The organism is Corynebacterium jeikeium, from assembly GCF_000738175.1.
Classification (GTDB): Bacteria; Actinomycetota; Actinomycetes; order Mycobacteriales; family Mycobacteriaceae; genus Corynebacterium; species Corynebacterium jeikeium_C.
Map to the genome: position 1 here is coordinate 17,179 of NZ_JFCH01000023.1, position 12,441 is coordinate 29,619.

The window sequence follows — 12,441 nt, forward strand, 5'->3', positions numbered from 1 at the left end:
CTGTGCATATCGATGGTGTGGGGTTGGTATTCAGTTGGTATCTAGTTGGCGTGCGAGTCGTGCACGTATGGCCCACGAATGGTGCGTGGATGGGCCCGGATGGCGCCCGGATGGCGGAGCGCTCTGCCTCGCACATGTGACACAGAATACCATATGGTTTTCACAACAATATGAAATTAGGGCTTTGGAGGTAGTTGGAGGAGGGGTTCCGGGAGGGGTGGAATGTGGAAATGTCGTTAGAACGGGAATCTGTAAATGGAAACGCAAGGTTCCAAAACAGCGCAACGCTCTAACCTGCGACTTTATGCAGGTGAAAATAGTTTCCTTTAACGCATTCCCGTTCTAGCGACATTCGGCGCTTAGGGAGCCAAGAAAGCCGAAACCCGAGCCCGGCGTATTCGCCGAACTCGGGAAGGTCTAGAAGAGGGGAAGCGTCCGTCTACAGCTTCGTCATGATCAGATCCTTAACCTCGCGGCGGCGGATCTTGCCGATCAGGTCAGCCGGCATCTCGTCGACGACGAAGAAGCGGCGGGGAACCTTGTAGCGGGTCAGACCTTCGCGAGCCCACTCACGGATGGCCTCCTTGTCGAAGTCGGCCTCGCTCACGCCGTCCTCCAGGACAATAGCGGCGACAACCTCTTCAGAGCCGTCGTCCTGCGGCAGGCCGACCACGCCGGCCTTCTGGATCTGCTCGTGCTCCTCCAGGAACTCCTCGACCTCGGCGGGGTAAACGTTAAACCCGCCGGTGATGATCATTTCCTTAATGCGAGAGACGATCTTGATGAAGCCGTCCGGCTCCATCACAGCCATGTCACCAGTGCAGAACCAGTCCTCGTAGAACGGCTGGTCCTCGTCCGGGATGTTGATGTAGCCGTGGAACACCTGGCGGCCGCGGGCCAGCAGCTCGCCCGGCTCGCCGTCCGGCATGGTTTTGCTGAAGTCATTCGGGTCAGCCACGCGCATTTCCGTATCCGGGAACGGGATGCCGATGTAGCCCGCGCGGCGCTCCGGGGTGACGGGGTTCGCAACCAGGATCGGACCGGACTCGGTCAGGCCATAGCCCTCCACGATCTTGCCGCCCGTCTTCTTCTCCCACTCCAGGGTGGTGTGCACCGGCAGCGGCGCCGCACCGGACAGAGCGTTGGCGATTCCGCGCAGGTCCAGGTTGTGCTCATCCGCGGCAGCCAGAATCTTGTCGTACAGGGTAGGTACACCCGGCATGTAGGTGGGGGTCTCACGCTTCAGCTGGTCCACGATTAGCGGAATCTCCGGCTTTGGCAGCAGTAGCAGCTTGCCGCCGGTGGATACGGCCAGTGCGGCGGTCAGCGTCAGGCCGTAGATGTGGAACAGGGGGAGGGCAGCGAGGAACTTCTCCTGACCACGCTCGCCGATGCCGCTGATCCAGGACCGTCCCTGGACAACGTTGGACATGACGTTGCCGTGCGTCAGCTGCGCGCCCTTTGGCTTACCGGTCGTACCGGAAGTGAAGAGGATGAACGCAGGGGAGTCCTGTGTCGTCTCCGGGCAGTTTTCGATGTCGGATCCATCGCCGCCGAATTTGGCGCTGAGCAGTTGAGAGAACGGGATGGTGCCTGGTGCCTCGCCGTGGAGCTGGTCGCGCTTTTCCTTGATCGACTTGATCGGCAGCTTCAGAGCCAGGCGCTTCACCAGTGGCATCGCGTCGATCATGTTCACGCTAACGATCTTTTCCAGTGGCGTGGTGCGCGAAAGCTCCTGGAACATGGGGGCGATCTTGTCCCAGACCACCGCAACCTTCGCTGCATGGTCCTTGCAGGGGCCCTCCAGCTCGCGGGCGGTGTACAGCGGGTTGTGTTCTGCTACTACGGCGCCCAGCTTGTGGACTGCGAAGATCGTAATTAGGTGCTGCGGGCAGTTCGGCAGCGTTACGGCCACGCGGTCGCCCGGGCGCACGCCCAGCTCGCGCAGGCCAGCGGCCACGCTCTTGACCTGCTTAAGGAAATCTCCGTAAGTCATCGTCTGGCCAAAGAAGTCCAGGATGTCGGCGCTCGAGTGTTCGGCGACAGTACGGTCGAGAAGCTTAGCCATGGTGTCGTCTTGGTACTCCAGGCTGTGCGGAGTCCACTCCGCGTAGTACTCCAGGTAGGGCTTGTCCTTCCAGGCCGTTCCCTCTGGGCGCTCGGTGTCAGTCATGTAGATCCCTTAGGTCTAAAGAAACAGTCTTCAAAACGTGATGCACGTTACTTTGGCACCCTATCTAACTTTCTCGTTTTCTTTGGTGGAATTAAGTAATTTTTTGTGGACGCCACCTACCCCCAGCCCCGCTCTAACCTGGCTAAGCTTGAGCGGTATGCGCGTCGCTATGATCTCCATGCACACCTCACCTCTCGAGCAACCCGGCACGGGGGATGCCGGCGGGATGAACGTATACGTGAAAAACATTGCTGAGCAGCTGGAACGTAAGGGCGTCACGGTCGATGTATTTACCCGAGCGACCCGGCCTTTACAGGGCGAGGTAGTCAACGTTCGCCCGGGGCTCAGGGTGATCAACTGCGTGGCTGGGCCGTACGAGGGGCTGTCGAAGGAGGAGCTGCCCACGCAGCTGGCGGCGTTCACGGGCTCGATCCTGGCCTTTTGTCGCGAGGAGGGGGTGAGCTACGACCTGATCCACTCGCACTATTGGCTCTCCGGGCAGGTCGGGTGGCTGCTGCGCGATTTCTGGCAGGTCCCTTGGGTGCACACGGCCCACACGCTGGCGGCGGTGAAGAACAATTCCCTGGCCGATGGTGATTCGCGCGAGCCGGAATCGCGCCGCATCTGCGAACAGCAGATCGTGGACAATGCGGATCTCCTGATCGTAAACACGGACCAGGAGGTGCAGGACCTTATTGAGGGTTATGACGCCACCACGTGCGCGATCAAGGTCGTCCCACCGGGGGCAGACGTGGATCGCTTCACGCCTGGATCGGATCGTGCGACCGAGCGTTCACGCCGCGAACTGGGCATTCCCTTCCGGACGAAGGTCATTGGTTTCGTCGGCCGGTTGCAGCGATTGAAGGGGCCGCAGGTGCTGCTGCGAGCAGTGGCGGAGCTTTTGGACCGGCACCCTCAGCAGCAGCTGGCCGTGGTGATCTGCGGTGGGTCCTCCGGGGCGGGCGGCAAGGAGTTGGAGCGGCTACAGCTGCTGGCCGAGGAGCTGGGGATTAGCCGTTGCGTGCGCTTCTTGGCTCCGCGCCCGCCCGAGGAGCTGGTGGGCGTGTATCGGGCGGCGGACATCGTGGCCGTGCCCAGTTACAACGAGTCCTTTGGGTTAGTGGCGCTGGAGGCGCAGGCGTGTGGCACGCCTGTCGTGGCTACGCGCACCGGCGGCCTGCCGATCGCGGTGGAGGATGAGAAATCCGGCCTGCTGGTGGACGGCCACGATGCGGGCGACTGGGCCGATGCGCTGGGCAAGCTGGTGTTGGACGACGATTTGCGCATTGCAATGGGGGAGTATGCCCCCAGCCACGCCGCTAAGTTCTCCTGGGAGGCATCCGCGGAAGCGCTGCACAAGCTGTACGAAGAGCTGCCGCCCGCCGGCCACCGTGGGGAGCGCCAGCCTGCCGGGTAGAACCGGGGAAAATCCAAGGTGACTGCGCCGCGGCAGGCGGAAATGTAGTTTGGGGCTTATGGATCGCACACGGATTTGTGAACTTCTGGACGAAGCGGAAGTCGAGTACACCCTCCCCGAGGGGCCGGCCGGGCAAGACGGCAACGTCGTAGTCGTGCTGCCGGGCGAGAAGCGCCTGAAGACAAACTGCATCTTCATTCCGCAGGACGGCATGTTCCGCGTGGAGGCTTTTGTCTGCCGCGCGGTGGAGGAAGGTCAGGAGGAGGTCTACAAGCTGCTGCTGCACGCCAACCGCCGCAGCTTTGGAGTGCACTACACGCTGGACCGGAACAACGACATCTACCTGGTGGGCCAGTTCTCGGATAACACCAGCAGCGAGGACATTCAGCGGATCCTGGGGCAGGTTCTGGAGCGGGCGGATGCGGACTTCAACCGCATCCTGGAGCGTGGCTTTGCTTCCTCCATCCGCCACGAGTGGGCATGGCGCCTGTCCCGTGGCGAACCTACCGTGAACCTCGCGGCCTTCGCACACCTCAAGCCCTCCGAGCAGGAGGTCCAGCTGCTGGCGCCGCCACCGGGTTCCAAGTTGGCGTCCGAAGCAAAGAGCCCGAGCACCCCCGACCTAGACGGCACCAGCGACGGTACGGAGCACGGTCGTGCTGACGGCAGTGACCAAGGCGAAGCGGAAGAAACAAAAGCAGACCCGGAAGAATAAACGGAATAGGCGGTACCGCCAAATCCAGGGGCGCGCGGGCGCACATCATGGCAGAATTGGGAGTATGAGCGAGCAAAACAACTCCCACGGAAATCTGATCCTGCTGCGTCACGGCCAGAGTGAATGGAACGCCTCCAACCAGTTCACCGGCTGGGTAGACGTGCGACTGACCGACAAGGGCCGCGAGGAGGCAGTTCGCGGCGGCGAGATGATCAAGGAAGCTGGCCTGGAGCCGACCATCCTGTACACCTCCCTGCTGCGCCGCGCCATCACCACCGCCAACATCGCCCTCGACGCGGCGGATCGCCACTGGATCCCCGTCGTACGCGACTGGCGCCTGAACGAGCGCCACTACGGCGCGCTGCAGGGGCTGAACAAGGCAGAGACCAAGGACAAGTACGGTGAAGAGCAGTTCATGGCTTGGCGCCGTTCCTACGACACCCCGCCGCCGGCCATCGACGCTGACAACGAGTACGCCCAGACCAACGACCCGCGCTACGCTGACCTGCCCGAGATTCCGGCCACCGAGTGCCTGCTGGACGTCGTCAAGCGCTTCATCCCGTACTACGAGGAAGAGATCGAGCCGCGTGTGAAGAACGGCGAGACCGTCCTGGTTGCCGCGCACGGCAACTCCCTGCGTGCGCTGGTTAAGCACCTGGACCAGATCTCCGACGAGGACATCGCGGGTCTGAACATCCCGACCGGCATCCCGCTGGTCTACCGCATCGACGCGGATGGCAAGGTTCTGAACCCGGGTGGCGACTACCTGGATCCGGAGGCAGCTGCCGCTGGTGCCGCAGCCGTCGCCGCACAGGGCCAGGCTAAGTAAGAGCCGGGCTAAGTTATAGCCTTGGGATTTTAAGCCTTGGGATTTCTAACCTCAGGGGTTGCCCTTGGGCTGCTCTTTGGGCTGATCGTCGGCGTGTGCCTGGGCGCGCTCGGCATGTGGGGATACCGCAAGCGAGTGAAGGCTCAGCGCAACACCCACACCCAAAGGGAGCTCGAGGGCAATCGTGTTTCCACGGTGGCGCAGGTTCTGCACTTCGCCATCCAGTCCTCGCCCGATGCGGTGGCGGTAGTGGACCGCAAACGCAACGTTGTACTCTCCAACCCACGCGCCCACGAATTGGGTTTGGTGCATGAGCGGAACCTGAACGCCGAAGCGTGGAAAATGGTGGAGCGGGTCTTCGCAGACCAGGAGCCACGCGAGCTGAACTTCCTGCCCCCACCGCGCCGCAGCAACCGACCCGTCATTGCCGTGGCCGGGCAGGTTCAGCTGCTTTCCCTCGTGGATGACCGCTTTGCGGTGGTGTACGCCACCGACGATTCCGAAACCGTGCGCATGGAATCCGCCCGCCGCGACTTCGTGGCCAACGTCTCCCACGAGCTCAAAACACCGGTGGGAGCGATCTCGCTGCTGGTGGAGACCCTCATGTCGGTGCGCGATGACGAAGAGGCCGTGGAGTATTTCGGCTCGAAGCTGATCGTCGAAGTGCGTCGCATGAACCAGATGATTACAGAGCTGATCAGCCTGTCGAAGCTGCAGGGTGCGGAATCGCTGCCGGACCTGGAGGTCTTGAGCATCGACAAGGTCATCGAGGACGCGATTGATCGCTGCCGCCTGGCGGCCGAAGCGCGCAACATCGACCTGGTTAAGGACGGGCGCTCTGGGGCGATGGTGAAGGGCGACAAGGGGCTGCTGGTTACCAGCGTGTCCAACCTGCTAACCAACGCCATCAACTATTCACCGGAGGGCTCGCCCGTTTCCATTTCCCGCGAAGCACAGGGCGATACCGTGACCATCCGCGTGACGGACCGGGGCATCGGCATTTCCCAGGACGACCAAAAGCGCGTGTTCGAGAGGTTCTTCCGAGTGGACAAGGCGCGCTCGCGCGACACGGGCGGTACGGGTCTGGGGTTGGCCATCGTGAAGCACGTGATGGCCAACCACGGTGGCAGTGTTTCCCTGTGGTCCCGGCTGGGGACAGGCTCCACCTTTACTTTGGAGCTCCCACGCTTCCAGGAGGGTAAGACCAAGGAGCTGCCGAGCGGAGAGATTCCGGTCATTCCGGACGCGCGGCGCCTGGACGACGCGGAACACAAGAGCGCATTAGGCACAGACGTAGCGGGCACGGACGTTACGGGCGCAGATAAAGAGGACACAGATCCGGACGCAGAGGACAAAGAATGACCTCCGGGTTATGTTTTGGTGATCCCCCAGTGAACAGGGTGTCTTGAGGGTTGCTACTCCCTAAAGCTTGTGGGCACGTTACGATAGTTGCGGATAGTTTCTGTAGCTTTAAAAATTTTTCTTTGAAAGGTTATTGAGCGGCTGTGACGAGCGTTTTGATTGTCGAAGACGAAGAGTCTTTGGCGGAACCTCTTGCGTTTCTGCTGAAAAAGGAAGGTTTCGAGGTCTTTATGGCTCCGGACGGTCCCACTGCGCTGGATACCTTCGCTGCGGAAAACATCGACATCATTCTGTTGGACCTGATGCTGCCCGGCATGTCCGGCACCGAGGTGTGCCGCCAGCTGCGCCAAACCTCCAGCGTGCCGGTGATTATGGTGACGGCTCGCGACAGTGAGATCGATAAGGTCGTGGGCCTCGAGCTCGGCGCCGACGATTACGTGACCAAGCCCTACTTCGCCCGCGAGCTGATCGCCCGCATCCGCGCCGTTCTGCGCCGCGGCGGTGAGGTGGAGGTCGAGGCTCCCGCCGACGACGGCCTGGTGCTGCAGGAGGATCGCGTGATGATGGACGTGGAGCGCCACATCGTCACCGTCGACGGGCAGAAGGTTCCTATGCCGCTCAAGGAATTCGATCTGCTTGAGTACCTCATGCGTAACAGCGGCCGCGTGTTGACCCGTGGCCAGCTGATCGACCGCGTGTGGGGCGCCGATTACGTCGGCGATACCAAGACCCTGGACGTGCACATCAAGCGCCTGCGCTCCAAGATCGAGCGCAACCCCTCCCGCCCGGAGATCTTGGTGACCGTCCGCGGCCTGGGCTACAAGTTCGAGGCCTAACTCCGCCTAAATCCCGCGCCGCCGTGCTTCGGCCGTCGCCGGGTGGATCGACAGCAACGGAAACCCGCTGGGGGAGACCTTAGCCAGCTTTTCCCGTTCTTCACAGTTCGCGGCCAGCACCTCGTAGGCCTCTTCGCCGATCAGTTCCGTCAGCTCTTCGCGGCCGGTGCGCCACAATGCTTCGCCACCTGCGTGGCAGTTCGGGTCCGAGGAACAGTACCAGTCAAAGTCCTCACCGCCGTCGCCCCATCCGCGGCGGTTGTATTCGGTGACGGTCGTCCGCAGCATCTCCACCCCGTCGGGGCGGGTTTCCCAGTCCTCAAGTCGCCGCAGCGGCACCTGCCAGCACACTTCGGGCTTCGCCGCGGTCAGCTCGACGTCGTTGCGCAGCGCCCAGGCGTGCAGTGCGCACCCGCGGCCCGCGGGGAATCCCTCCCGGTTGGCGAAGATGCACGCCCCGTTGGTGGTCACGGTCTTCAGGGCGGGTTCCATCTCGCCCTCGTCGTTTTCTAGCTCGTCCCATTCGAGCCACGGTTCGATGTCGTCGCCGCTTTTTTCTTGTGGACGCCCCTTCGCCTCCCATTCATCCATCTCCGCGGGGCGGTTCTGCCACTCTTCCGCCGTGAGCTTCTCCGCGACATTCCGCAGGGTCGCGCGGTCGTCTTCGTCGGTGAGAAATGCACCGTGGGTGCAACAGCCGACGTCCGGATTCTCGGCGTCAATACCTAAACAGGCTTCCGTGCCGAACCGGCAACGGTACGTGGACAGCAACCACGTGAGATCCACCTGGATGATGTGTTCGGAATCGGCGGGGTCGATGAACTCCAGCCATTCGCGGGCGTGGTCAGCGGGCATTTCGTGACCGGCGCGGATGGATAGGTCAGCGGGTGTGCCCTCCGGATAGCCGGTGGCTAGCTCGTTGTTTGAGGTTCCCGATTCGATCTCCGCAGACGTTTCATTCACGCGTTCCACCGTAGACCCATTAGGCTGGGGTGCGTGCGATTAGGTGTGCTTGACGTAGGAAGCAATACGGTTCATCTGGTGGTCGTCGATGCACAGCGCGGCGGACCGCCGACTCCAATGAGCAATTGGAAGACTCCCATGCGCTTGGTGGAATACCTAGATAAGAAGGGTGCCATCAACGAAAAGGGACAGGAGAAGTTGCTCAATGGGGTGGCTCTGGCCAAGGAGATGTCGGAGCAGTTCCGCTGCGAAGGCATGCTGCCTTTTGCTACCTCCGCGATCCGCTCGGCTGAGAATTCCGAGGAAGTGCTGGACAGGGTAGAGAAGGAAACCGGCGTGCGCCTGCGGATTCTGTCGGGGGACGAGGAAGCGCGACTGACGTTCCTGGCGGTAAGGCGCTGGTACGGCTGGTCCGCTGGGCGCATCTGTGACCTGGATATTGGCGGCGGCTCCCTGGAGATGTCTATTGGCATGGACGAGGATCCGGATGTCGCCTGCAGCGTGAACCTGGGTGCGGGGCGCTTGACCCGCGAATGGTTCGATACCGACCCGCCATCTAAAAAGAAGGTCGCGGAGCTGGGGGAGTTCATCGACGAAGAGTTGAATGATCCGGTGGAAAAGCTGCTGGATTCCGGCGACATTGACTTGGCGGTGGGCACTTCTAAGACCTTTAGGATGCTGGCGCGGCTGACGGGTGCGGCGCCTTCTTCCGCTGGCCCGCGGGTAAAGCGCACCTTGACCCAGGCCGGCCTGCGACAGCTGATCGCCTTTATTTCCCGCATGACTGCCGCCGATCGGGCGGAGTTGGAGGGGGTGAGTGCGGAGCGTTCGCACCAGGTCGTTGCCGGCGCGCTGGTGGCCGAGGCGGCGATGCGCAAGCTGGATATTGAGGTTTTGCACATGTGCCCGTGGGCGCTGCGCGAGGGCGTGATCTTCCGCCAGCTCGACCATAATCCGGATTTGACGTAAGTAACGCCAGTTGCTTCTGCCTATATGTAGGCGAGTAAAGTAGTGTGTTTGAAGACATATGTTTAAAGTGACGCTTGAGGGCAGTTGAGACTGCGTTGCAAGTGATCAAGTGATGGGATCAATGGATGAGTGAGAAGCTGACAGTCGCCGAACTTCTCGCCCGCAACGGGCGCGAAGCAGGTCCTGCTGACACTGGCCGGCGTCGACGCCGTCACCGCAACTTGGAGAAGGGCGGCGTTTCCGTTGCCGAGCTGACGGGTTCCATTCCAGTAGTTCAGACCGAGGACGACACAGCTTCGGATGAGTCCGCGGTCAAGGCTACAGATAAGGCCGCTCCGAAGGCTGCCGCCAAGGACACTGTGGCGACACAGCCCGAGAAGCAGGAGAAGAAGGAGAAGAAGCTCCAGCCGGATCAGCGTTCCGTAAGCCGCACCCCGGAGCGCCCGGAGGAACAGACCGGCCAGCTTGCTACTGCCAAGGATGTCGAGGACTCCAAGGATGTTAAGGACGTCAAGGGTGCTGACGCTGAAAAGCCGACCTTCGGCGAGGTCGCGCGCGGCAAGGTGGTTGAAAAGCCGGAAGCCAAGAAGGAGCCGTCGGTAAAGCCAGAGGCTGAGAAGGCTGAGGCCAAGAAGGCCGAGAAGGTTGAGGCCAAGAAGGCAACCAAGGAAGTCAAGCCGATAAAGCCTGCCGAAAAGCCTGGCAAGGCTGAAAAGGCAGCCAAGCCTGGCAGCGCTGAGAAGCCAGGCAAGGCCGGGGTCGCCGCGGCAGCGGCAGCGGGCGGAGCCGGGGCAGCTGGCGCCGCTGGGGTTGCTAAGTCGACTGAGGCGGACGCTGCTGACAAGGTGGGCGTCAAGTCGCGGTCGCAGGCTACCAGTGACGAACAGGCACAGTTCGCGCAGCTCGAGGAATCCCTCGAGGACGGCGAAGTTGTCGAGTACGAAGACGACACGATCTCCTGGCCGATGATGATCCTGCAGGCAATCCTGGCGATTGCCGTGGGTGTGGGCGTGTTCTTCGGCTTCAGTTTGATCTGGGCCAAGGCTCCGGCGGTTCTGGCGCTGGTGCTGGCCATTGCCGTGACGCTGCTGTTGGTTGGACTGGTGCACGCGCTGCTGCGCCACCGCGACAAGCTGCTGATGATCCTTGCCGCCATTGTTGGTTTGGTACTGACGATCGGGCCGCGACTAGTCCAGGGGCTGTAAAAGCCTCCTAAGACGTGGACGGGCGCTGGTTGGCGAGCCAGCGCCCTTTTGGTATTTGCGGGGAACCAAAAGGGCGGGGTAGCAGGAAGCCGCCAATCCTGGCACGCTGGTTTATATGACTCAAATTGGAATTATTGGCGGAGGAAACATCGGCGAAGCCCTGCTCGCCGGAATCGTTGCGGACACTGAGGATGCCGCAGACGCAAAGAAGATCATCGTCGCGGATCCGTCGCAGGAGCGGCTGGACGAGCTCAAGGATAAGTACGGCATGGTTACTGCCCGCGAGGGGCGCGAGGCGGCCGAAGGTGCCGATATCCTGTTCATTTGCGTGAAGCCCAACATCGTCCCCATCGTGCTGGACGAAGTGGCCGAGGTGCTGGACAGTAACTCCCAGGACACGATCGTGGTTTCCCTGGCGGCAGGCGTGACCATCAACACCATGGAGTCCGCGCTGCCCGCGGGCACCACCGTTGTGCGCACGATGCCGAACACCCCGATGCTGGTTGGCAAGGGTGCGATCGGTATCGCCGGTGGCCGCTTTGCCGAAGAGGATCAGCTAAAGACGGTGCAGGACATCATGTCCAAGGTCGGCGAGGCCGTCATCGTGAAGGAAAAAGAGCTGGACGCCGTCACGGCAGTCTCTGGTTCCGGTCCGGCCTACATCTTCCTGGTTGTGGAAGCCATGATCGAGTCTGCTGTGCAGCTGGGGCTAGCCCGCCCGCTGGCGGAGAAGCTGGCTATCGCCAACGTGCAGGGCGCGGCCACCATGATGTCCCGAAACCTCGCAGAGGGCGGGGATACGCCGTCCGTTCTGCGTACCAAGGTCACCAGCCCTGGGGGAACCACTGCGGCGGCTCTGCGCGAGCTGGAGGAGTCCGGCATCCGCGGAGCATTCTTCCGCGCCATGGAGGCATGTAAGGACCGCTCCGAGGAACTGGGTGCACCGAAGCCGGGTGCGAATGCGGCTAACGGCGATAACTAAGTGCGCCTGTGGGCGGTGCGTAGACGTGAGCCCCGCCCAAATGGGGTTAATTTCTTCCCCTTTCCGAGCGACCTCAGTGATCTTTTTAGACACAATGGTTTAACACAAATCACGCCTGTTCAATCCGGTCACGGCCAGTAACAGGTGTGGGCTTATGGCGCCTTGAGTTGCGTAGGCCACAACGGGCAATCTGCCCTCAATGGTCACCCTTGTTGCACATTATTCACATATTTCACGTTATGATGGTTCGCGAGCGATCACGTGTGAAGTCCTGCAGGAGGGGAAGCCTGCAGCGCATGAGAGCGCAAAGAAAGTGATGATCTATGGCTAACACCGAAAATGGAACATTTCTGACCGTCGCAGAGGTCGCCGATCTCATGCGCGTGTCGAAGATGACTGTTTACCGTCTCATCCACTCGGAGGAGCTGCCTGCCGTACAGGTCGGCCGCAACTTCCGCGTTCGTGGATCCGCTGTCGAGGCGTACCTCGGAGCTTCCGAGTACAATCCCGGCCAGACCGGCTAACTAGCGAGACGCAACAGTCCCCCATTTTCGGAGCCAGGTGGTCTAAGCCACCCGCCCGGTGATGGGGGATTTTTGTTTCTCCAGGGCGCAGGGGGCTAAACTGTGGAACATTCGTGTCTACGGATGTGAAGCAACTCTTGTGTGGCAGCCCCTGTGGTTAGCCCCTTGTAGCAGGCAGCGTGCATCCGAGGACACATCTTCTCCGCCGCCGTAAAAGGTCCGGCGGTGGGGGAGCAGACCTTTAACCTGAAGAGATAACTAACCGAGAGAAACGAGGCTTACCCCATGGGTTCTGTCATCAAGAAGCGCCGCAAGCGCATGTCCAAGAAGAAGCACCGCAAGATGCTGCGCCGGACCCGCGTTCAGCGTAGGAAGCTCGGTAAGTAGCCTTCCGCTGCCGCATTTAGAGAAACCCACCGCAGGCGCCCTTCGAATGGGCGTGGCTACGGTGGGTTTTTGCGTTCCC

Annotated in this window: 12 protein-coding genes; 10 read left to right on the plus strand and 2 right to left on the minus strand. The window is 61.5% G+C overall.

Going from position 1 to position 12,441, the window contains the following annotated elements; all coding sequences use genetic code 11:
* Positions 1 to 439 precede the first annotated feature (439 nt).
* Positions 440 to 2,173 (minus strand): long-chain-fatty-acid--CoA ligase, encoded by a 1,734-nt coding sequence (locus tag JQ46_RS02635; protein WP_034985229.1) that lies wholly within the window; start codon positions 2,171 to 2,173, stop codon positions 440 to 442.
* Between the two features lie 157 nt (positions 2,174 to 2,330).
* On the opposite strand from JQ46_RS02635, the gene mshA reads away from it, so the two are divergent.
* From mshA to JQ46_RS02660, 5 genes are all read left to right on the plus strand, one after another.
* Entirely contained in the window at positions 2,331 to 3,590 is a 1,260-nt protein-coding gene (mshA, locus tag JQ46_RS02640) for a D-inositol-3-phosphate glycosyltransferase (RefSeq protein ID WP_034985231.1), read from the plus strand.
* Positions 3,591 to 3,648: 58 nt separating this feature from the next.
* Positions 3,649 to 4,305 carry a YbjN domain-containing protein gene (locus JQ46_RS02645; protein WP_034985233.1) on the plus strand — a complete coding sequence of 219 codons (657 nt, stop codon included), beginning with the start codon at positions 3,649 to 3,651 and terminating at the stop codon, positions 4,303 to 4,305.
* Between the two features lie 64 nt (positions 4,306 to 4,369).
* Complete coding sequence (locus tag JQ46_RS02650) at positions 4,370 to 5,134, plus strand: phosphoglyceromutase (RefSeq protein WP_034985235.1); 765 nt, start codon at positions 4,370 to 4,372, stop codon at positions 5,132 to 5,134.
* Between the two features lie 36 nt (positions 5,135 to 5,170).
* A complete protein-coding gene (locus tag JQ46_RS02655) occupies positions 5,171 to 6,496 on the plus strand; it encodes a sensor histidine kinase (RefSeq protein ID WP_034985237.1) in 1,326 nt (441 codons plus the stop codon).
* Between the two features lie 143 nt (positions 6,497 to 6,639).
* Positions 6,640 to 7,332 carry a response regulator transcription factor gene (locus JQ46_RS02660; RefSeq protein ID WP_034985238.1) on the plus strand — a complete coding sequence of 231 codons (693 nt, stop codon included), beginning with the start codon at positions 6,640 to 6,642 and terminating at the stop codon, positions 7,330 to 7,332.
* A 6-nt stretch (positions 7,333 to 7,338) separates the two neighbouring features.
* Here the strand turns inward: JQ46_RS02660 and JQ46_RS02665 are convergent, their stop codons facing one another.
* Complete coding sequence (locus JQ46_RS02665; protein WP_051876213.1) at positions 7,339 to 8,295, minus strand: hypothetical protein; 957 nt, start codon at positions 8,293 to 8,295, stop codon at positions 7,339 to 7,341.
* Positions 8,296 to 8,328: 33 nt separating this feature from the next.
* Here JQ46_RS02665 and JQ46_RS02670 point away from each other — a divergent pair, with 33 nt between their 5' ends.
* The 5 genes from JQ46_RS02670 (at position 8,329) to JQ46_RS10925 (ending at position 12,362) form a co-directional block, all read left to right on the plus strand.
* Positions 8,329 to 9,264: a Ppx/GppA phosphatase family protein gene (locus tag JQ46_RS02670; protein ID WP_034985240.1), complete on the plus strand. Its 936-nt coding sequence runs from the start codon at positions 8,329 to 8,331 to the stop codon at positions 9,262 to 9,264.
* A 125-nt stretch (positions 9,265 to 9,389) separates the two neighbouring features.
* The gene (locus JQ46_RS02675) at positions 9,390 to 10,469 is read left to right on the plus strand and encodes a membrane protein (RefSeq protein ID WP_034985243.1); all 1,080 of its coding nucleotides are present in this window, start codon (positions 9,390 to 9,392) and stop codon (positions 10,467 to 10,469) included.
* A gap of 115 nt (positions 10,470 to 10,584) precedes the next feature.
* Positions 10,585 to 11,451, plus strand: coding sequence for a pyrroline-5-carboxylate reductase (gene proC, locus JQ46_RS02680; protein ID WP_034985245.1), 867 nt, complete (start codon positions 10,585 to 10,587; stop codon positions 11,449 to 11,451).
* A 323-nt stretch (positions 11,452 to 11,774) separates the two neighbouring features.
* Positions 11,775 to 11,975, plus strand: a complete 201-nt coding sequence (locus tag JQ46_RS02685; RefSeq protein ID WP_005292138.1) for a helix-turn-helix domain-containing protein — start codon at positions 11,775 to 11,777, stop codon at positions 11,973 to 11,975.
* Positions 11,976 to 12,260: 285 nt separating this feature from the next.
* Complete coding sequence (locus JQ46_RS10925) at positions 12,261 to 12,362, plus strand: 30S ribosomal protein bS22 (protein WP_003855542.1); 102 nt, start codon at positions 12,261 to 12,263, stop codon at positions 12,360 to 12,362.
* The last annotated feature ends 79 nt before the right edge of the window (positions 12,363 to 12,441 follow it).

Excerpts from the sequence above, each read along its gene's own strand:
- mshA (WP_034985231.1), top strand. The coding sequence starts at position 2,331 with ATGCGCGTCGCTATGATCTCCATGCACACCTCACCTCTCGAGCAACCC.
- JQ46_RS02645 (WP_034985233.1), top strand. The coding sequence starts at position 3,649 with ATGGATCGCACACGGATTTGTGAACTTCTGGACGAAGCGGAAGTCGAG.
- JQ46_RS02635 (WP_034985229.1), bottom strand. The coding sequence starts at position 2,173 with ATGACTGACACCGAGCGCCCAGAGGGAACGGCCTGGAAGGACAAGCCC.
- JQ46_RS02650 (WP_034985235.1), top strand. The coding sequence starts at position 4,370 with ATGAGCGAGCAAAACAACTCCCACGGAAATCTGATCCTGCTGCGTCAC.
- JQ46_RS02675 (WP_034985243.1), top strand. The coding sequence starts at position 9,390 with ATGAGTGAGAAGCTGACAGTCGCCGAACTTCTCGCCCGCAACGGGCGC.
- proC (WP_034985245.1), top strand. The coding sequence starts at position 10,585 with ATGACTCAAATTGGAATTATTGGCGGAGGAAACATCGGCGAAGCCCTG.
- JQ46_RS02685 (WP_005292138.1), top strand. The coding sequence starts at position 11,775 with ATGGCTAACACCGAAAATGGAACATTTCTGACCGTCGCAGAGGTCGCC.
- JQ46_RS10925 (WP_003855542.1), top strand. The coding sequence starts at position 12,261 with ATGGGTTCTGTCATCAAGAAGCGCCGCAAGCGCATGTCCAAGAAGAAG.